This window comes from Streptomyces sp. NPDC111516 (assembly GCF_055635345.1).
The window spans coordinates 178,176-197,267 of record NZ_JBVKBV010000014.1 but is presented as its reverse complement, the minus strand read 5'-3'; the positions used below and the strand labels follow the sequence as shown (position 1 = coordinate 197,267).

Annotated in this window: 16 protein-coding genes; 10 read left to right on the top strand and 6 right to left on the bottom strand. The window is 69.9% G+C overall.

What is annotated here, in order from left to right:
* Window positions 1-196: 196 nt before the first annotated feature.
* Window positions 197-1,003, bottom strand: a complete 807-nt coding sequence (locus tag ACZ7L9_RS25065) for a class E sortase (protein ID WP_471418315.1) — start codon at window positions 1,001-1,003, stop codon at window positions 197-199.
* Between the two features lie 78 nt (window positions 1,004-1,081).
* Between ACZ7L9_RS25065 and ACZ7L9_RS25060 the strand changes: the two genes are divergently transcribed.
* Together ACZ7L9_RS25060 and ACZ7L9_RS25055 are read left to right on the top strand one after the other, a co-directional pair.
* Window positions 1,082-2,083, top strand: a complete 1,002-nt coding sequence (locus tag ACZ7L9_RS25060; RefSeq protein WP_471418312.1) for an SEC-C domain-containing protein — start codon at window positions 1,082-1,084, stop codon at window positions 2,081-2,083.
* Between the two features lie 150 nt (window positions 2,084-2,233).
* Complete coding sequence (locus ACZ7L9_RS25055; RefSeq protein ID WP_471418310.1) at window positions 2,234-2,725, top strand: GNAT family N-acetyltransferase; 492 nt, start codon at window positions 2,234-2,236, stop codon at window positions 2,723-2,725.
* A gap of 52 nt (window positions 2,726-2,777) precedes the next feature.
* Here ACZ7L9_RS25055 and ACZ7L9_RS25050 read toward each other — a convergent pair whose 3' ends face one another.
* Together ACZ7L9_RS25050 and ACZ7L9_RS25045 are read right to left on the bottom strand one after the other, a co-directional pair.
* Window positions 2,778-3,590: a hypothetical protein gene (locus tag ACZ7L9_RS25050; protein ID WP_471418308.1), complete on the bottom strand. Its 813-nt coding sequence runs from the start codon at window positions 3,588-3,590 to the stop codon at window positions 2,778-2,780.
* A complete protein-coding gene (locus tag ACZ7L9_RS25045) occupies window positions 3,587-4,138 on the bottom strand; it encodes a SigE family RNA polymerase sigma factor (protein ID WP_471418306.1) in 552 nt (183 codons plus the stop codon). Before ACZ7L9_RS25045 ends, ACZ7L9_RS25050 begins: the two co-directional genes overlap by 4 nt.
* Window positions 4,139-4,370: 232 nt before the next feature.
* Here ACZ7L9_RS25045 and ACZ7L9_RS25040 point away from each other — a divergent pair, with 232 nt between their 5' ends.
* From ACZ7L9_RS25040 to ACZ7L9_RS25010, 7 genes are all read left to right on the top strand, one after another.
* Complete coding sequence (locus ACZ7L9_RS25040) at window positions 4,371-7,823, top strand: S8 family serine peptidase (RefSeq protein ID WP_471418303.1); 3,453 nt, start codon at window positions 4,371-4,373, stop codon at window positions 7,821-7,823.
* A 450-nt stretch (window positions 7,824-8,273) separates the two neighbouring features.
* Entirely contained in the window at window positions 8,274-10,172 is a 1,899-nt protein-coding gene (locus ACZ7L9_RS25035) for a LamG-like jellyroll fold domain-containing protein (RefSeq protein WP_471418301.1), read from the top strand.
* Between the two features lie 181 nt (window positions 10,173-10,353).
* Complete coding sequence (locus ACZ7L9_RS25030) at window positions 10,354-10,542, top strand: Z1 domain-containing protein (protein WP_471418299.1); 189 nt, start codon at window positions 10,354-10,356, stop codon at window positions 10,540-10,542.
* A gap of 550 nt (window positions 10,543-11,092) precedes the next feature.
* Window positions 11,093-11,362 carry a hypothetical protein gene (locus ACZ7L9_RS25025; RefSeq protein WP_471418297.1) on the top strand — a complete coding sequence of 90 codons (270 nt, stop codon included), beginning with the start codon at window positions 11,093-11,095 and terminating at the stop codon, window positions 11,360-11,362.
* A 14-nt stretch (window positions 11,363-11,376) separates the two neighbouring features.
* On the top strand, window positions 11,377-11,829 hold the full coding sequence (locus tag ACZ7L9_RS25020; RefSeq protein WP_471418295.1) for a very short patch repair endonuclease: 453 nt from the start codon (window positions 11,377-11,379) through the stop codon (window positions 11,827-11,829).
* Entirely contained in the window at window positions 11,826-12,779 is a 954-nt protein-coding gene (locus tag ACZ7L9_RS25015) for a DNA cytosine methyltransferase (RefSeq protein WP_471418293.1), read from the top strand. Before ACZ7L9_RS25020 ends, ACZ7L9_RS25015 begins: the two co-directional genes overlap by 4 nt.
* A 70-nt stretch (window positions 12,780-12,849) precedes the next feature.
* The gene (locus ACZ7L9_RS25010) at window positions 12,850-14,079 is read left to right on the top strand and encodes a DNA cytosine methyltransferase (RefSeq protein WP_471418291.1); all 1,230 of its coding nucleotides are present in this window, start codon (window positions 12,850-12,852) and stop codon (window positions 14,077-14,079) included.
* Window positions 14,080-14,101: 22 nt separating this feature from the next.
* On the opposite strand, the gene ACZ7L9_RS25005 is transcribed toward ACZ7L9_RS25010, so the two are convergent.
* Genes ACZ7L9_RS25005 through ACZ7L9_RS24995 form a run of 3 tightly spaced genes read right to left on the bottom strand, consistent with a single transcriptional unit; the run spans window position 14,102 to window position 18,092 of the window.
* Window positions 14,102-15,007: a DUF6339 family protein gene (locus ACZ7L9_RS25005; RefSeq protein ID WP_471418289.1), complete on the bottom strand. Its 906-nt coding sequence runs from the start codon at window positions 15,005-15,007 to the stop codon at window positions 14,102-14,104.
* On the bottom strand, window positions 15,004-15,996 hold the full coding sequence (locus ACZ7L9_RS25000; protein WP_471418286.1) for a hypothetical protein: 993 nt from the start codon (window positions 15,994-15,996) through the stop codon (window positions 15,004-15,006). The genes ACZ7L9_RS25005 and ACZ7L9_RS25000 overlap by 4 nt, the downstream gene beginning before the upstream one ends.
* Window positions 15,993-18,092: a helix-turn-helix domain-containing protein gene (locus tag ACZ7L9_RS24995; RefSeq protein ID WP_471418341.1), complete on the bottom strand. Its 2,100-nt coding sequence runs from the start codon at window positions 18,090-18,092 to the stop codon at window positions 15,993-15,995. Before ACZ7L9_RS24995 ends, ACZ7L9_RS25000 begins: the two co-directional genes overlap by 4 nt.
* 608 nt (window positions 18,093-18,700) lie before the next feature.
* Between ACZ7L9_RS24995 and ACZ7L9_RS24990 the strand changes: the two genes are divergently transcribed.
* Window positions 18,701-19,075 (top strand): hypothetical protein, encoded by a 375-nt coding sequence (locus tag ACZ7L9_RS24990; protein ID WP_471418284.1) that lies wholly within the window; start codon window positions 18,701-18,703, stop codon window positions 19,073-19,075.
* The last annotated feature ends 17 nt before the right edge of the window (window positions 19,076-19,092 follow it).

Below are 19,092 nucleotides of genomic sequence, written 5' to 3'. Positions count from 1 at the left end.
CCACCGCAATCTCGTCCGGAGTCACACTCCCTCAACGACACACCGAACCCGAAAGAAACGCACCACCACAGCCGACCTGACCAAGCACTACTAGTAGCTCCGCTACGAAGACCTTCCGGCGCCTTGCGATCGACCGCACCGGACGCCGCTCCTTGCCCCACTCCCTATTGCTCCCCAGGTCGTTAGTGCGACCCGGCTACCGCGCCCGGACATCCGTCAGCCTCCCCCACACGACAAGCCGGTATCGCGAGGTGAATTCGGGCGTGCACGTGGTGAGCGTCACATAGGAGCCGGGGGTTCCGTACCCCGGGTACGGCTTCACGTTGCTGCGCGGCACGGCCGCGATGACCCCGCTGTCGCGGGCGCTGGTCTGCCCGAGCGTCCGGTCGACGGTGTACGTGTAGACGGCGTCCCGGGTCTCGACGTCGATCCGGTCGCCGCGCCGCAGCCGGTTGATGTACCGGAAGGGCTCGCCGTGCGTGTTGCGGTGCCCGGCGAGCGCGAAGTTGCCCGGCCGGCCGGGCTGCGCGGTGCGCGGGTAGTGCCCGACGTACCCCTTGTCGAGGACCCCGTGCTTGCTGATGCCCTGGGCGACGGGGGCGGTGAGCCCGAGCCGCGGGATACGGATGACGGCGTACGCCTGATCCCAGCGCGGCGCGGGGGGTGGCGCGGCACGGCCCGCGGACGAACGGCCGCCGGAGCCCCTGCCATCCACCGCCCGCCCGCTCCCCGCCCGGTCTCCGCCTCGGCCTCCGCCTCCGCTTCCCCCGTCCTTGAGTCCTTGTGGCTCGCCCCACTCCCGCTCAAGGGCCTGAACCCGGTGTTCGGCGTCGGCGCGGGCCTGCCGGTTGGTCCACCACAGCTGATGAACAACGAGCAACAACAGGACGACCCCGAGGGTCACCACCACCTCCGCGCCCGTCCAGAGCCCGCGCGCGGCGATCCGCCGCCCCCGCGAGTTCCGCTGCACCACGACCGGTATCCGCTCCCGCACGGCCCGCACGATAGGGCCATGTCCCGTAACTCTCCAGGTCCGGAACAAGCCTCCGTCCAGATGCCGTACAGCAGTACGGTGTGGTTCATGCGCCCCGACACGCCTGCTGATCACACCACCGAAGCCGAGCGCCTGCTGCGCACCGCGGCGCAGTACCCCGAGGACCGTGAGCCGCTGCTCCTCCAGGCCGCGGCCCATCTGGAGCTCGCCGGTGACCGCGCCCGCGCCACCACGCTCTACGACGAGCTGCTCGGCTTCCCCGACCTCGACCACCCGCACCTGGTCAAGGCCCTGAACGCGGCCAACCTGTGGGAGTACGGCCACGAGGCCGAGGCCCGCGCGATCCTCGACGGCATCCGCGCCGCGGGCCCGCTCGACCCGGCGCCCTGGGAGATCGCGGCCGAGACCCTCGAATCGCACGACGAGCTGGAAGCGGCGCACGACTGCTTCACGACCGCGCTGACGCTCTTCCTGACGCCGGGCGAGGAGGTCCCGTACGCGGTGCAGTCGCTGCTGATCGGCCGCCACCGGGTGCGCAGGCTGATGGGCGCCGGCCACGACGTCTGGGACGAGCTGGCCGACACCGTCCACACGGCCGCCGTCTCGCTGGACGAGCTGCACGACCCGAAACGCCTGTGGGCGCTGGGCTCCTCGGACCCGGGCGAGCTCCGGGCCGAGATCACCCGCCTCCGCGCCGAACTGGGCACGTACCGCACCGCGCTGTCCCGCCCGTTCCCGGTGGCGGTGCTGCACTGGCCGGCTGCCGAGTTCGACGAACTCCTCACCGCGTACCCGAACCTGCGCAGCGAGTACCCCTCCCGCCCCGACCACCTGGCCCGCCTGGAGGCCGCCCTCCGGGACCTCCACCAGGCCGGCACCCCGAACCTCGGCATCGTGACCGGCACGGTCCCCTCGTACGAGGCCTTCGCCGCCTCGGAGGCCACGTCCCCCGCCGACCCGGACCTCCTCCCCCAGTACGCCACCACCCTCGCCGCCCGCGGCCGCGCCGTCCCCTGGCCCCCGGCCCGGACCGCCGCCTGCTGGTGCGGCTCGGGCCGGACGTACCAGGAGTGCCACGGGGCGGCGTGACCGCCGGTACGGAGGGTCGGCCCCGGCCGGGCCGGGGCCGTCCCTCCGTGCCCTGCCCGACGCCGTACGGGACAAGGCGTGCGTCCCCGCCCCGACCTGCACCCTGTCGCTCCGATCCCTCCAGCCGCCCGGCATCCGTAGGGTTCTGCCATGCCCGAACTCCAACGCCTCCGCGCCGACCACGCCCCGGCCCTGCTCGCGTTCGAGCAGGAGAACCGCGCCTTCTTCGCCGCATCGGTGCCGGACCGGGGCGACGACTACTTCGCCCACTTCGCCGCCCGCCACGCCGCCCTGCTCGCCGAACAGGCCGCCGGGCTCTGCCACTTCCACGTCCTGGTGGACACCGACGGCGAGGTGCTGGGACGGTTCAACCTCGTCGATGTGGCGGACGGCTCCGCCGAACTCGGCTACCGCGTCGCCGAGAAGGCCACCGGCCGCGGCCTGGCCACGGCCACCGTCCGCAAGCTGTGTGCCCTGGCCGTCGAGGAGTACGGCCTGACCACACTGCGGGCAGCCACCACACTCGACAACCCGGCCTCGCAAGCAGTCCTGACCCGCACGGGCTTCGTCCCCACCGGAGAACTCCTGCTGGACGGGCGCCCAGGGCTCGGATACGTGCGGAGTACGGCGGCCGAGGCCTGAGAGCCTGTCGGGCGCCGAGGTCCGCGGGCCGGACCTCGGGCCGCGGAGCAGGTCAGAACTTCCAGGCGGGGTCGTTCGCGATCTTCAGCATTGCGGTGGTGTCCAGCTGCGGCTTCGCCCCCGCGTCGCGCATCCCCTTCGCGCCCGGCCGGCCGGCCCACTGCTGAAGGGTCACCGTTCGGCCGTCCTTGCGCAGCACCCGGACGTACCAGGACGACTGTCCGTCCTGAGGGAACCGCAGCGTCACGGCCTCCGCCCTTGCGCCGTCGGGGAGTTCGACCACCTGGCAGTCGCTCGCCGGGGCGGCGTCGCGCGGAGCCGGTGCGCCCGGCCGGGGTGCGACCTTCGGCATCGTGATGGTCGCACAGAGCGGCACCTGCGGGGCCTTGGCCGTGTATTCCGCTCCGCCGACGAACTCCACCGGGCCGGTGCCGCTGTCCCACTGCACGCGGTAGGTCCGGCCGCGGAACTCTCCCTCCTCGACCATCGCCTTCCCCGGCGGGAGCAGCTTGACCAGGGTGCCGGCGAGCCGCTTGCTGCTCCACGGGGTCGTGTGCTCGGTTCCCGGCCCGAAGGAGTCGGGCCGCACGGTCTGCGGCGCCGCGCCGTCGGCCGCGGCGGGCACCAGCGGGCCGACGAGCGGGTCGGCCGCGGCCGACGGGGTCGTGCCCGGGTCGGCGCCGGGCGTGATCAGTGCCAGGGCGGCCACCGCCGCCCCCGCGGTCAGGCCCACTCCGGCAAGTGCTCCGCGGCGGCGGACACGGCTGCGCCGTCCGGCCGCGACCGCCGCGTCGACGCTGGTCCGCAGGGGCGGCTCGTCATGGAGCCCGGCCTGCAGAAGGGCCTTGACATCGTGGTTGTTCATCGCAGTACGACCTTCTTTCGGTTGGAATCTGCCGGAGGGGCGAACGCCCCGAACGTGTCGGAGTCCGCGTCGTCCCCCAGGAGGGAGCGCAGGCGGGCCAGTGCCCGTGCGGTGTGGCTCTTCACCGTGCCGGTGGAGCAGCCCATGGCCGCGGCGGTCGCGGCGATGTCGAGGTCGGCCCAGTAGCGCAGCACCACCACCGCCCGTTGCCGCGGCGGCAGGACGGCCAGCGCGGCGCGCACCTGGAGTCCCAGTGCCGGGTCCGCGCAGGGCTCGGCGCGGTCGGGCAGTACGCATGAGGGCTGTTCGCGACGCCAGCGCCGCCGCATGTGGTCGATGCAGGCCCGGGTCAGTACGCGGTGGGCGTACGCCTCCATGTTCCGTATCTGGCGCCGCCGCCCCCACACGGAATACAGCTTCGCCAGTGCCGTCTGCGTGATGTCCTCGGCGTGGTGCCAGTCACCGCACATCAGGTAGGCGGCGCGGCGCAGGTGCACCAGCCGCTCCTGGGCGAAGCCGCGGAATTCCTCCAGGTCACCGGTACGCAATGCGTGCCTCCGTTCGTCTCTGCCCCTTCGACGGAGTGGGCCGGGTGCGGGGATGTCACGGGTCGTGAGATCTCTTCGAACAATTTCTTTCTGACGCCTCGTGACCTCCCCGCGCCCTGTCCGCTCCGTCGTTCCTGTCGAGACATGGGAGCAAGCGGCGCCCGCGTCCGAGCATCCGCCCGTGTGATGCGGGCGGATGCTCCCGCGGGGCCGCGCGATCGAGAGGACACGTATGCGAGGCATACGTACGGCAGGCCCGCCGGCCGCCGTCGTACTGGGCGCACTGCTGATCGGTACGGCGGCCGCGCCGCCCGCCGGGGCGGCACCACCCCGCGCGGCCACGGCGGCCGGGGCGGGGTCCGTGGTGAACGTGACGCTCATCACGGGCGACAGGGTCACCGCCCGGGTCGGCGCCGACGGCACGGTGTCCGCGGTCACGGTACGACCCGGCCCCGGGCGCGAGGACATCGCGTTCACCCGGCAGAGCGCCGGCGATTCGGTGTCGCTGGTGCCCCAGGACGCGGTGGCGCCGCTGCGCGCCGGACACCTGGACCCGCGTCTGTTCGACATCACGGGGCTCGTGGCCCAGGGGTACGACGACGCCCACAGCCCGCAGTTGCCGCTGATCGTCACCTACGACAAGGCAGCCGGCGGGAAAGCCACTCCGCAGCCGTCGGCCGCGGCACCGGTCGTGCGCACCCTGGCGAGCGTGCACGGTGCCGCGCTGCGGGCCGACAAGAAGCGGGTGTCCCAGGTCTGGAAACAGTGGGGCCCCGCCGCGTCGCAGCGGAAGTCGGCCACCGCCCTCGCCCCGGGCGTGGCCAAGGTGTGGCTCGACGGCAAGGTCGGCGCCAGTCTGGACCGCAGCACGGCCCAGGTCGGTGCGCCACAGGCATGGAAGTCCGGCTGGACCGGAAAGGGCGTGAAGGTCGCGGTGCTGGACACCGGTCTCGACTCCACGCACCCCGACTTCTCCGGCTCGGTCGGCGAGTCGGCGGACTTCACGCAGGACGCAGACTTCACACAGGGCAACGATGCCGTCGGCAGCGTCGTCTCCGACGGCGACGGTCACGGTACGCACGTGGCCTCCACCATCGCCGGGGACGGCACCGCGTCCGACGGCCGCTACCGGGGCATGGCCCCCGACGCCGAACTGCTGGTCGGCAAAGTGCTGGACGACGACGGCGGCGGGCAGGAGTCGTGGGTCCTCCAGGGCATGGAGTGGGCCGCGGCGCGGGCACCCATCGTCAACATCAGCCTGTCCGGCGACGTCACCGACGGAACCGACCCTCTCTCGCAGGCCGTCGACAACCTCTCCGCGAGCCACGGCACACTGTTCGTCGCCGCGGCCGGCAACCACGGAAGCCCCGGTACGGTCAGCACGCCCGGTACGGCCGATGCCGCACTGACCGTGGGCGCCGTCGAACGCAACGACACGCTCGCCGACCTGTCGAGCCAGGGGCCGCGCCTGGGAGATCACGCGGTGAAGCCCGACCTGACGGCGCCGGGCATCGGCATCGTCGCGGCCCGCGCAGCCGGCACCGGCGACGGCGACCAGGTCAACGACCGCTACACCGCGCTGTCGGGCACCTCGATGGCCACGCCGCACGTCGCCGGCGCCGCCGCACTGCTCGCCCAGGCCCATCCGGACTGGAAGGGACCGCAGCTCAAGGCCGCACTGACCTCCTCGGCGAAGCCGATCGCCGGGCAGGGGGCGTACGAGCAGGGTGCCGGACGCCTGGACGTGGCGCGGGCCACCGCCCAGAGCGTGTTCGCCACCGCCGAGGACACCGGCGTGTACTTCACCGACCCGAAGGCCACCGAGCCGGTCACCCGCACCGTCACGTACCACAACACCGGCACGGCGAAGGTCTCCCTCACCCTGGCCGCCACCACCACAGGCAGGGCCGGCGAGCCGGGACCGGAGGGGCTGCTCACCGTGTCGCCGACCGGTCTGACCGTCCCCGCCGGGGGCACGGCCCGGGCCACGGTCACCATCGACCCGGCCGCCGCGGCGGCCGGCACTTCCTTCAGCGGACGTCTGACCTCGACCGCCGAGGGTGGCACCGTGGTGACCGGTCCGGCCTTCGCGGTCACCAAGGAGGCCGTACACCACCAGGTCACGGTCAAGGCCGTCGACCGCAACGGTGCGCCCCTCGGCCCGGGCTCACGTGAACAGGGCTTCTCCTCCGTACAGTTGAAGAACCTCGCGGACGGCCGGACGTTCAACCTCACCTTCGAAGACGGCACGGCCACCGCACGCGTGCCGGAGGGCCGCTACAACCTCGGCGGCACCCTGGTCACTCCCGGAACCGACGACGCCGCACCCACGTCGACCATGTTCCTCCAGCCCGAACTGGACATCCGCCAGGACCGTGAACGCACGGTGGACGCCCGGCAGGGCAAGCCGATCACCGTCGCCGTCCCGGACCCCGGGGCGCAGCCCTACTCGCTGTCGGCCGGCTACTGCTACCGCCTGGCCGAGGACGAGACGTGCACGGACGAGGGCGCCCTGCTCGGCAGGCCCGGACGGCTCTACGTCGTACCCGGCAAGCAGGTGTCCGAGGGCACGCTCGGCTTCTACGTCCGCAGCATCCAGAACGGCGCACGGGCAGCGAAGGGACGCCTGCCCGACCACTACGACCTGCTGCTGCTCACCACCGGTTCCCTCCCCGACCCGGCCTTCCGCCTCGCCCGCGAGGACCTGGCCGCCGTCAAGAACGACTACTACGCGCAGGGGCCCGGTACCGCCGGCAGCACGTCGAGCTGGCCCACCGAGTCCGGTCTGGGCGGGATGAGCTTCGCCGAACCGGACTTCGCGCTGCCCGCGGCACGCACCGAGTACCTGACCGTGCGCGGCCAGCATCGCGAGACGTACTTCAGCCAGCAGGTCGGCGAGGGTGGCGAGTCCCTGCCGCTGCCCGTCACTCAGACCGGCATCGTCTCGTGCACGGCCGGCAGCACCTGCGCCGACCGATGGAACGCCGCCGTCATCGGCCCGGGCCTGGCGCCCGTCGAGAACGACGCGCCGTCGTTTCGCCGCACCAGTGACGGCACCATCAGCGCGCAGCCGCAGTTGTTCAGCGACGCGGCCCCCAGGCACTACGGCGGCCCGATGCCCTACTGGCTGCAGGACACCGTGCACATCACCCTGGCGAAGGACGGGCAGAGGCTCGGCTCCAGCGACTCCCCCATGGCCACCTTCCCCGTCCCCGAGGACGCGGCCACCTACCGCCTGACCGCGCGGGCCACCCGCGAGGAGCCGTGGGCGTCGCTGTCGACGACCGTGGAGACGGCATGGACCTTCCGCTCCGCACCCGTCGCACCCGGCCCCGACGGCGCGGTGCGCACCGACGCACTGCCACTGGATGTCATACGTTTCATCGCCCCCGTCGACACCACCAACCAGACCGCCCGGACCAAGCACACGCTGACCGCACGGGTGGAACGGCAGACCGGCGCCGCGGCATCCAGGACCAAGAGCGTCACCGTGCAGGTCTCCTTCGACGACGGCGCGACATGGCAGAACGCCCCGGTCACCGCGGACGGCACCGGGAGCCACCGCGTCACCATCACCCCGTCCGCACGCTCCGGCTCCTTCGTCTCCCTGAAGGCCACGGCACGCAACACCGACGGCGGCACCGTGGAACAAACCATCCTGCGCGCCTACCGCCTGGCCCCCTGACCCGCCTGCCCCACTGAGCGCGGCGAACCGCCCCGGGTAACACGCCTTCCACCCCGAGCCGTCCCGGCAGAACCTGCCGGGGCGGCTCCACAGGAACTGCGGACGGCCGCCCGGCCACGTCGACCACAAGAGCAGCAAGCCCGGGCACCCCCGACCCAGCTCCGTCTTGGCGGCCCGGTTCACCGCCATGACCAGTTGCGACATGCCGAGCCCTTCCAAGTACTTCATCAGGGCCTCACGAGTCTCCATGATCTGACGCCCCAGCTCCACCCATTACCCGGCCCTCGCCAACCGGCGCCCGCATGCTCCCACCACCACGATCCCGGGCGTCGGCGCTGTGCAATTCATGGAGTCTTCGCCCGGCTGTCGCTCTTACGGACTGGTTCCTCCCCACCCCGCAGCTAGGTTCGCAGACGATCACCCCGACGTTCATCCTCCGCGGAGACAGCCATGTGCAGCCCCCTCCACCAGCCCGACGGACCGCTTCTGCCCGGCGCGAGCCGTCGTACGTTCCTGCGGGCAACCGCGCTCACCGGTGCTGCCGCCGCAGCCACGGGGCTCTCGTCCGCCACGCCCGCTGCGGCTCTTCCCCAGCAGAACACCGGCGCCGTCACGGCCGGTTGGCGGCCCGACCCCGAGAGCCCCAGGTTCACGCTCGTCGTCATGCCGGACACCCAGTACCTCTTCGACGGGGCGAGCATCGACAAGGCACCCATCGAGGCGTCGTTGCGCTACGTACTCGATCACGGGCGCGACGAGAACATCGTCTTCCTGTCCCATCTGGGCGACCTCACCGAGAGCGGCCAGGCAGGCGAATTCGCGGCGATCGGCGAAGCGTTCGGGCTGCTCGACCGGCGGCGGGTCGGCTACAGCGTCGTCGCGGGCAACCACGACATCAAGTCGTCCACCGACGACCAGCGCGGCCGCACGCCGTACCTGGACACCTTCGGCCCGCAGCGGATGCGGCGCCTGCCGACGTTCGGCGGGTCGACCCCGGACGGCTACAACACGTACCACCTGTTCCGCGCTGCCGGCCGCGAATGGCTGGTCCTGGCGCTCGACTGGCGGCCGTCGGCGGCCGGGCTCGCCTGGGCGAAGGACGTCATCGCCCAGCACCCGGACACGCCGGTCATCCTCACCACCCACGAGCTGGTGTACGCGAACGCGGACGGCGACGAGGCCGAACTCTCCGGCCACGGAAAGCACCTGTGGGACGAGCTGATAGCCGGGCACGACCAGATCTTCCTCACCCTCAACGGCCACTACTGGCCCGCCGGACGCACCACCCGTAAGAACACCGCGGGCAACGATGTCCATCTGCACATCACCAACTACCAGAACCGCTACTACGGCGGCAGCGCCATGATCCGCCTCTACCGCTTCGACCTGGCCAGGAACACCATCGACGTGCAGACGATCTCCCCGTGGATCCTCGGCCGCGCGGGCGAGAGGCTCAACGACCTGGAGCGCGGCGAGATCGAACTGACCGGTCCGCAGGACTGCTTCGCCGTCCCCATCGACTTCGAGAAGCGCTTTGCGGGCTTCGCGCCCGTGCCCGTGCGCGGCCCCCGCCCGGCGAAGCAGTTGCTGATACCGGGCACCGTCGCCTACTGGCGCTTCGACTCCCCTTCGCACCAGGACGGTTCCGCCGCCGACGCCGGCCTGCGCGTCCCCGACCTTTCCGGACACCGCAACGACCTGGTGCGCGAAGCCGTCCCCGGCAGTGCGCCCGACGCGCTGCGCTGGTCCACCGCCCACCACCCCGACCAGCCCGGCCACGGCAGCCTCTACTTCGACGGCTCGAAGCCACCGCTGCGGGGCGCGTATCTGCGTACGGAGAACAACGCACCGCTCAACACCCATACGTTCAGGTCCGGTTACACCATCGAGGCCTTCCTCCGCCTCCCCGCCGACTGGGACGCCGGACGCAACGCCTGGGGCGCCGTGCTCAGCCGTCGCGGCACGCTCGGGGCGGCCGGCAAGACCTCCGGCGACCCGGAGGAGCCCGTCGCCACCCTCTCCGTGTCGGACGGCCCCGGGCTCCAGTGGGCGGCGGCGCCGCTGAACCAACCGGGGGCCGTCACCAACTGGAGCCATGAGCTGCTGCGTGAGCGGTGGTGGCATGTGGCGGTCGCCAATGACGGGAAGCACACGACGATGTACGTCGACGGCTGCATAGTCGTCCGCAACCCTGCCACCCACACCACCGGCCTTGCCACCCTGGGCCTGCCCTGGCTGCTCGGCGCCTACGAGTACGGAGGCAGACTCGACCAGCTGATGCACGGCTGGCTCGGCGACATCAGGATCGTCGAACGCGCCCTGCCCGTACGGGACTTCATGATCGCCTGAGGGGCAATGCCCCGGGGTCACCCCGCCCGGTTGGTACGGCGCTGCTTGGCGGCGGCGCGCTCCTCCGGCGTGGGCAGGTCCGAGCGACGCGACTGCCCGGACGGGACGGCCGTGCCGGCCCCGGGACGACGCGCCACCGCTCCTGGGCCGCTCGGTCAGCGGTGCGGTGATGGTGATGCAGATGAGCCGCTGGTTCGGCTTCCGCCCCGGCTACCGCGACCTGGTCCGCCTCTACATCGGCCGCGAGGAACCCTTGGGCAAGTCGAAGACGGTCGACCTGTATGAGGCCTTCGAGGCCATCTGCCGCGACGAGGAGACCTTCCGCTCCCAGCTGTCGCGCTTTGCGGAACTGGTCGACGGCAAACCGTAGGTGACCCCGGTCCAGATCCCGCCGCTGGTGTCCCAGCACCTGCCCTGGATCAAGCCGTCCGCCCGCAACAAGATGTTCAACGCGGAGCTGGTGGAGATCCGTTCTCCGGGGCAGTGGGTGGAACCGACGGCGTACCCGACGGATCCGGCGGACCTGCGGCACAACGCGGAGGTGTGGCGCCCCGTCCTGGAGTCACTGGACGCCACTCCCGTCACGCTGACGTGCTCATCCCTCGAACACGGTCGCAACGACAGCTACGAGGCCCTGCTCGGCACCGCCGATCACAACGCACTGCTGAAGATCCTCTGCGACCTGCGATGGTTCGTCCCCACGCAGTTCTCACCGCATCTGGAGTCCCTGGTCACAGCCGGCGAGTCCGGCCCGGGCATAGACGACTGGCTCGCTGATCGTCCCGCAGCAGACCTCGGTCCGCCGTACGGAGGCGACGGTATTCGGTTCCGGCCCGCTGTCCCTGGCACACGGCACCCGGCGTCGTGGCGATCTCTTCGGCGCGATCAGCGAGCCGAAGCACCGCGGGGTCGCCCTGCGGGTGGCAGGCGCGCTGAAGGATTCGGGAGACCCGCTCGTCGAGTCCCTCGTACGTGATCGGCGCGGCGTTCTGGTCCTGTATCCCGTGGTCGAGGCCGAGCCCCGGCTCTCCGCCGACAGCGCGATCGCCCCCGCCCGTCTGGTCACGGCCTTCTCCCTGGTCACTCCGAAGTCGTCGACAGGACAGGAAAAGAGCTTGGTGCGCTTCCGAACCATCGATTCGGGCAGGAGAGATTTCGCGATCATCGATCGGGAGACCGGCGCGGCGTAGGAGACTTGACAGTGATGAGCACCGCGAAGCCTTCCTCTCCCGACGTCTCCGCCCGAATGAGCCGCCAGGCGAGCCGCAACACCGCGCCCGAGGTGGCAGTACGGAAGTTGCTGCACGCCTCCGGCTATCGCTACCGGCTCAATGAGCGGGTACCAGGAATGTCCCGGCGAACCATCGACATCGCTTTCACCCGGGCAAAAGTGGCGGTGCTGATCGACGGGTGCTTCTGGCACGGCTGCCCCACACACGCCACGCAACCGAAGGCGAACGCGGAGTGGTGGCGCCAGAAGCTCGACCGCAACATGGCCCGGGACCTGGAGACGACCCAGCATCTGACCGAGGCGGGGTGGACGGTACTGCGGTTCTGGGAGCACGAGCTCCCGGCCGTGGTCGCCGAGCAGGTGGCAGCGGCGGTCGACCGGAAACGACACACACGCCGTGCAGAACACAAGGGTGGGGATCTATGAACAGGCTGCGATTCGTCGACGTGTGTGCGGGGGCGGGCGGATTGGCCCTGGGACTGGAAGGGGCGGGTTTCGAGCCCATCATGCTCCTGGACAGCAAGCCGGTGGCCTGCGAGACGATTCGTCTGAATCGGCCGGCATGGCGAGTCCTGGAGATGGATCTTTTGGACTTCGTCCCGGACGAACATCCGGAGACCTACGACGTGGACCTGTTGTCAGCAGGGCTGCCGCGCGTGAAGTCCAGCGCGACCGCGGCAAGGACCGAGACCGAGGAGGAGCTGCGTCTACTGGAGGCGGCCGTCCTGCTCACCCACTCCGTTCAGCCACGCGCCCTGCTCGTCGAGAATGTGCCGGGACTGGCCGATGCCCCTGAGTTCGAGCCTGCACGCGAGTTCATCCGCAAGGAGCTGGAGCACCTCGGATACCGGTTCCGCTGGTTCGTGCTGAACGCCGCCGATTTCGGCGTACCACAGGACCGAAAGCAGGGTGTGCTCGTTGCGCTGAAGGCGCGGTACTTTGACGCGTTCCGCCCGCCGACGCCGACGGCCGAGAGACACGTCCCGGTCGGCCGCGCGCTGCGCCGTTCCATGGCCGCTCGCGGTTGGCCCGGCGCGGATGCATGGGCCGCTCAGGCCATGAGTGTCGCCCCGACCCTGGTGGGCGGCTCGGACAACCGCGGAGGCGCCGATCTGGGGCCCACGGGAACGAAGAAGGCCTGGGAACGCATGGGGGTCAACGGCGGGGCTCTGGCCGACGAGGTCCCAGGCCCGGACGACGACCCTGCGGCAGTGATCAAGCTCACGGACTCACAGACAGCCCTGTTGCAGGCATTCCCGCCGGAATGGCAATTCGCCGGGAAGAAGACCGCACGCTACCGGCAGATCGGCCACGCCTCTCCCCCACCGGTCGGGACGGCACTCGGACGGGCCATCGCGGCCGCCCTGAGCGCATGACCCGGAGCAGAATGACCGCCCCGGAAGTACCGGCCGGAATGATCTTGAACGCCGGCTACACTTTGGCACCATGACCCGCCCACCACACCCCTCGCTTCCGCCTGCGCAATTCGGGATCGTCGATCTCTTCGCAGGTCCCGGCGGTCTGGATATCGCCGCCACGATCATGCGGAACGAGGGTGTGGAGAGCATCGGCGTCGAGTGGGACGATGCCACGCGCCGGACACGGGCGGCGGCGGGTCTCCTGACCACCGAAGTGAAGGATGTCGCCGCACTCGGCCCGTGCGACCCCTGCGTCGTCGAGGCGACGGTGCTCACAGGAGGACCGCCGTGTCAGTCCTTCTCCGTCGCGGGCAGCCGGAAGGGCCACAAGGCCCTGGACGATGTGCTGCGCTTGGCCACGCGCTTGGCCGACCACGAGGACATCGCTTCGTTCGATGCCGCGTGGAAAGAGGTCAAGGCCGAGACGGACCGCATGTCCGACGACCGCACGGGATTCGTCCTCCAGCCGCTGCGCTGGATCATGGAGGCGAAGCTCAAGCGCGGCAGGCCTTACGAAGTGGTGGTCCTGGAGCAGGTGCCCACCGTGTTGCCGGTGTGGAAGCACTACGTCGAGATCCTCAGACGGACCGGGTATGCCGCCGATGCCCATGTCCTGCACTCCGAGGACTTCGGTGTCCCGCAGGCGCGGCGGCGTGCCGTGCTGATCGCGCAGTACGACCCGGGGAACGAACACCGGAAGGTGCGATTCCCGGAAGCGACCCACCAGCGTTACAGGAAGGGCGCCGTACGGCAGACGGCCAAGGACGACCAGCAGGACGGATCACTGTTCCCAACCTCGCAGGGCGGCGGAGAAATCGAGCCGTGGGTGTCCATGGGGGACGCTCTCGCTGCGACGCGCCCCAAGGACTTCGTCATGGTCTCCAACTACGGCTCCGGCGGTGATCCGAAGAACCGGGGACGCCGCGATTCCGCGGATCCCGCACCGACGATCACCGGCAAGGTACGGCGCAATCGTCTCTTCCTGTTGAAGGAAGGCGAGTCGGGCACGAAGGAGGTCGGCGAGGAGCTGGATCGTCTGTCGTTCGAAGAAGCCGGGCTCCTCCAGTCTTTCCCGGCCGCCTATCCCTGGCGATCGACCGATGTGGCCCAGCAGATCGGCAACGCCATCCCGCCCCGCCTCTCTCTCCACATCCTGAGCATGGCGCTCCTGCGCGAACCGCCGCAGGAGAAGTGGTACACGCTGCTGAAGGACTGGAAGCCGGAGGTCCTGCCCATGGCCGGGGCCGAAGACGCCTGACGCCTTCGGATGCGCCCAGGCGTCACGTCTCGTCGGTCTTCGTATCGCCGGGGGCCACCTTTCCGCGCACGGGGGCGCCGGCGAAGAGTTCCGCGAAGTGGTCGACGAGTGCGGCCACGGAGGTCTCCGGGGCCTTCTCCTCGTTCGGGCCGTCCGGCAGCGCTCTGCGTGGTACAGCGGGCGCCCACTCCGCGGCCTCGATCCACGCTCGCAGTGGCCGACCGTCCCGTTCCGCGTCCGGAGCGACGACGTCGTACATGAGCGTGGCCGCGGCGGCATTGATCGCTGGCGCCAGCGCGTTCACGTCCCTGCCGGTCCTGATTGTGCCGCGCTCGATCAGGCGCACCATTGCCTGTGCCGTCGGACGGTGCTCGATGACGTTGAGTTGCAGAACTGTGTTGAGCATGTCCTGGTTCGCACAAAAGGTCGCCACCGGCGCGTAGTCGGAGCCGTTCCGGAACAGTTCGGCGGCCCACCACAGACGGGCAAAAACCTGCTTGTGCGAGGGCCCCCGGAACCGGTTGGCGGCGACCTTCGACGGTCCCTCATTCTTCTGCGGCTTGGACAGATGCCGCCAGACGACGTAGTCGGGAGCGACACCCAGTGCCAGGTAATTCCAGAACCTGCGGTCGGCGGCCTCGCGGCGACTAAGTCTCAGCGCCGCGTGAAGCCTCGGGGCCAGCCAGGCGTCGGCGGCGGTCGGCTTCCCGTCGCCGAACTGGTGCATGGCGTCGTCGATCAGATCTCGGACCGGCTCCAACTCGGCGCGGCTCTCCACCGTGTACGGCAAAGGTTCGGTGATGTTGTTGAGCGCTATGGCGGGGACATCCTCCTTACCAGTGAGCAGCCCTTCGGTGAGGTACTGCGCCGCGTTGAGGTCCGCGAGCAACGCCAGTCGCTCGGGCAGGTGGTTCGGCTTGTCGGTCATGCGTCGGCCCCCCGGTGGATGCGGTCCAGGCCGCGAACGGCGGCGGTCAATGCCTTCGGTACTTCCGCCCTGCGCGTCGCGGCGTAGTGAATGCGGGGTTGGAGGTCGGTCCAACCGGACGTTCCGGTCCGCCGACGGTGAACCTCGCGCAGAGACTCTTCCAGGGGAAGGTCGGGCACGACGTCGGGCAGCATCTCGCGGAGCACCTCGCCCCGCCAGTCGCGTGGGAAGAGTGGCGTTCCGTCGTCCTCGGTCTCCAGATCGCCGATGGCGGTGTGGAAGACGGCGGTCCACACGTCCGTGCACATCTGGGCGATCAGTAGATCGCGCACCAGGTTGTCGACCGCTGTGCTGTTACCTCCGACGAGATCGGCGACGCCTTCGAAGTCGGTGTTCATGTGGACGACGGGCAGATCACCGGACGTGTCGACGATCCAGGGCACCTCCCGGAAGCGACGCAGCCACTCCGGCCCTTCTCCGAAGCCGACTTCCACGACTTCGAGTTCTCGCCCGCGCAGGGGCGCATCGGCCTTCAGGTCGACGATCCAGTCCGTGTCCGAGGTGGCGATCTCCCGTCCCGGCACACCGTCGACAGTGGCAACCACGTGGAGGGACAGCGCGGCCCGGTCCAGGTGGTCCGCACGCCACAGGTCGAGATGGCCCGCCCACTGGCGGCCGTCTTCCGCATCGGGCGTCAAAGGGACGGCGATCCGTGTGTTGGTGGCGCCTTCGCTCAGCACGGCGACGACCGCTACGTCGGCCCAGGGGCCGTCGGGCTCGGTCGCTCTGCCCGGCACGGTGGCGGAGAGTTTCAGGCGGACGGTCTCCCAGTCGTCCCGCCCCGCCACTCCCGGAGCGACCACCTGCTCGACGACCGAGAACGCGCTGGTGTCGAGGGGTTCCCGGATCTCGCCTGGTCCCCGTAGTTCGACGGCGGTGACCCGGAGCGACACGACGCCCGGAAGTCGCTTGTACGGATAGACCCTCATGCCTGGCTCCCCTTGTCGGCACGGAGTTCGACGACGAGACCGCTGAACACTGCCCGTACCGGATGGGTGGATACGTCGGTGGTTCCTCGGAAGGTCGCGCTGCGGGCGCCGGCCGCGAAGTGGATCGCACCGTCGACCACTTCGCAGTTGTGCACGGCAACGAGCTCGGACCACGCCAGAACCGGTCGGGGCCCGGAGCGCACGTCCAGCTTCGCCACCGGAATGGGGCGCCAGGAATCCCCGCCGGCGGGGATCTTCACCTCGGCCGTGACGCACCATGCACCGTCGCCATCGATCTGGGCGTCGAGGTCTTCCAGTGTCGGCGGACCGGCCGCCGCCGTGGGCCGTGTCACCTTCCGACCTCCTACGGCCAGGCGCTTGCGCAGCCGCTCGGAGCCGCCGCTTCGCTTCTTCGTAGGCAGCGCGACCAGGTCTCGCACGGCCTTGTTCGTCCGGGTGGTGAGAGCACCGATCCGTCGGTATGCGGACGGCGAGTACAGCACCCGCAGTTCCTCCGTCTGCCCCCACTTGTCGTGCTCGGGCGGTTCGGAGGCTCGCAGGAACGCCTCGGCCTCATCCGCGAAGGGGGCGTCGTCGCCCGCCGCATTGCCCGCGAGCAACACCGCTTGGAAGAGGTTGGTCCCGACGGGCAGGCCAGGTACCCAACCGACCTTTACGGTCATGCGGTTGCCCCGCATCGTCGTCACCCTGTTCGGCTTCCCATCGGCGTCCTCGGCCTCTGTGACCAGCACGACCGCCCGGTGCTCACCGCCGCTTCCGCGTCCCGCAGGTCCCGGCACGTCGAGCGGCACGGTCGCCATGGCGACCTGCCCGGATTCGGTCAGTCGCTCCACAGTCGTGCCGTCCAGGAAGGCCTGCAGCGCGCGTGTTCGCGACGGTTGAGTGACCCGGGGGTCGACTCTTGCCTCCGGAATGATTTCCTCGCCGTTGCGGAGCGTTCGTACAGAAGCTTCGAGCAACGGTCGTTGCGTACCTCCGCCGGTCATGGCCGCCCAGAAGTTCCGGCCTAGGGCATCAAGGAGGCGATTGTGCATCCGGTGCACGCTGTCGTCGTCCTCGACGCCTTCGCTCTCGGTTCCCTCGTCGAGGCTTGCCACGTCGTGGGCACCGACGATCAGGAACGACGTGCCGGGCTCGGCACTCTCCCTGGTCAGATGGAGACGCTGGACACTCTCCTCGTCGGCCCACCACGAACGGGCCACGTCCACATTACCCGCGTCGGGATCCGGCCGACCGAACCACGCGGGTCCGGCCCAGGCCTTTCCGCCCACCTCACGCCAGGGCAGGTCGAGTCGGCCGATGATTCGTCGCTCGGTACGTCCTTCGTGCGGCTCCGACAGGGTGGAGTTCATGAGCACCAGGCCCAGTCGGCTCGTGGCCCAGAGCGTGGCCTTGCCGAGACCGTACGAGCCACCGGCGCCGCTCATCGACTTCTGGCTGTCGAGCTGACGGCGCACGACAGCGGCGAACCGACCTGTCTCGTAGTCGTCGCCGGTCAGCCCGGAGGCGTTGTAGTCGTCGATGCGGAGGAGGACCAGACGATCGCGCTCGTACATGTCGCGCAATCCGGCAGCGACCATCCGTCCGACCTTCTGGTCCTGCTCAGCCGCCGCCTTGTAATGCGGAAGGAGGTCGTCCCAGCGGATCTCGTCCCGGAAGCGGGCCAACGTCTCGCCGGTCAACTCGTGCAGCGTGTACCGCACTCGGACCGGCTGGGCGAGGTCGAGACGTTCATCCAGGCTGTTCTGGGTCGCCTCGCGCGCGAGGACCCCGACATCCGCCTGGAAGGCAAAGGCAGCCGCGTTGCCGAACTCGCGCCCGCCGTCGTCGTGTCCGGGACGGTGGTACCAGGAGATCGGCAGGCCGGCCAGGGTGTCGGTGGTACGGGTATGGATCGTCCCGAGGTCCGTGCCGAGCGCCTCGGCGATCTTGTTGATCGTCTCCTCGCGGGGGGTGGCCCGCCCGGTGATCCAGGCCGACACCGCAGCGCGCGTCAGTCCGATCCGCTGGGCCAGATCGGCTTGGCTCATGCCCGACTGCTTCAACTGTCGTGCGAGCCAAGGGCCGAAATCCATGCCGGTGTCCAACGTCCCCACTCCTCAGCTGCCGAGCCGCCCAGGTGATCCACGATACACGGCAATTTGACACTGACGGTCCGTCCGACAATGACATTTGACAGCACCCCCAGGGGCCCGATCGGTTCCTTCGGCTCCATCGACGAAACGCGTTGAACACCCCACTCGATTCCGAATGCCAGCCTTCCGCAAGCTTGATGACGCTTCGCCCCGATCGGTCCGAAATGCACACCTCCACTCGACCTCATAAATGGTTCTCCACTGCCCTTCGAGGTCTTGCGGCGACCCTTTCCAGCCGTGTAGCGTCATTACGGGAGACGCCTCATCAGATCCACTCGGCACCCACATATAGGCGCCTCCCTTGCATGGCCACATGTCAAAATCACGCCCGAACCGCCTTTTTCGGCGAAACCGCGAAACCCCTTGCTCGGCCCGGAAAAATACGCTTGGCTTCTGCCACGTTCTTCCCGGTTCCGCATTCCCATTCTTTCGAAGAAACCTTCCTCCTGGCGAATTCACCTCTCCTCTCGTGTGCATTCCGCCCTTCTGCACGTGCGCCATATCTCGTAACGCCCGGTACGCATTCGCGAGAGCAAGGGGACCAACCTGTGGTCGAGAACCAGCCCGAGCCCGACGACGACCCGTTCGGACTCGTCGAACAGTACGACTCCCTCGATGACCCGGACCTGCGGTCCGATTTCCTCGACGTCATGGGGACGACACGTTCGTACATCAATGCCCTCCGGCTCCGGCGCGACGCCGCACGCAAGGCGGCGAAGGCCGCTCACGAGTCGCACGGAGCAACGCCGGGGCCCGGCGCCCCCAGCAGTGACAAGGAGCCGAAGCGGCGTGAACCCCGCCTGCCGCGTCGCTCCCGGGTCGCCGTCACCCGCCCGCCCAACAACTCGGGTGGCACCGCCCGGAGCAGGCGCCGGAACCGCGAGCGTCCCGATGTCGTCGTCATCATTTTCCGGCTCGACTGACCCGACCCGGCGTCGGA

What these genes read in the sequence shown, in the direction of transcription:
- ACZ7L9_RS25060 (WP_471418312.1), top strand. Translation starts at nt 1,082, where the DNA reads ATGCGCCCCGACACGCCTGCTGATCACACCACCGAAGCCGAGCGCCTG.
- ACZ7L9_RS25055 (WP_471418310.1), top strand. Translation starts at nt 2,234, where the DNA reads ATGCCCGAACTCCAACGCCTCCGCGCCGACCACGCCCCGGCCCTGCTC.
- ACZ7L9_RS25050 (WP_471418308.1), bottom strand. Translation starts at nt 3,590, where the DNA reads ATGAACAACCACGATGTCAAGGCCCTTCTGCAGGCCGGGCTCCATGAC.
- ACZ7L9_RS25040 (WP_471418303.1), top strand. Translation starts at nt 4,371, where the DNA reads ATGCGAGGCATACGTACGGCAGGCCCGCCGGCCGCCGTCGTACTGGGC.
- ACZ7L9_RS25035 (WP_471418301.1), top strand. Translation starts at nt 8,274, where the DNA reads ATGTGCAGCCCCCTCCACCAGCCCGACGGACCGCTTCTGCCCGGCGCG.
- ACZ7L9_RS25030 (WP_471418299.1), top strand. Translation starts at nt 10,354, where the DNA reads ATGAGCCGCTGGTTCGGCTTCCGCCCCGGCTACCGCGACCTGGTCCGC.
- ACZ7L9_RS25020 (WP_471418295.1), top strand. Translation starts at nt 11,377, where the DNA reads ATGAGCACCGCGAAGCCTTCCTCTCCCGACGTCTCCGCCCGAATGAGC.
- ACZ7L9_RS25015 (WP_471418293.1), top strand. Translation starts at nt 11,826, where the DNA reads ATGAACAGGCTGCGATTCGTCGACGTGTGTGCGGGGGCGGGCGGATTG.
- ACZ7L9_RS25010 (WP_471418291.1), top strand. Translation starts at nt 12,850, where the DNA reads ATGACCCGCCCACCACACCCCTCGCTTCCGCCTGCGCAATTCGGGATC.
- ACZ7L9_RS25005 (WP_471418289.1), bottom strand. Translation starts at nt 15,007, where the DNA reads ATGACCGACAAGCCGAACCACCTGCCCGAGCGACTGGCGTTGCTCGCG.
- ACZ7L9_RS25000 (WP_471418286.1), bottom strand. Translation starts at nt 15,996, where the DNA reads ATGAGGGTCTATCCGTACAAGCGACTTCCGGGCGTCGTGTCGCTCCGG.
- ACZ7L9_RS24995 (WP_471418341.1), bottom strand. Translation starts at nt 18,092, where the DNA reads ATGGATTTCGGCCCTTGGCTCGCACGACAGTTGAAGCAGTCGGGCATG.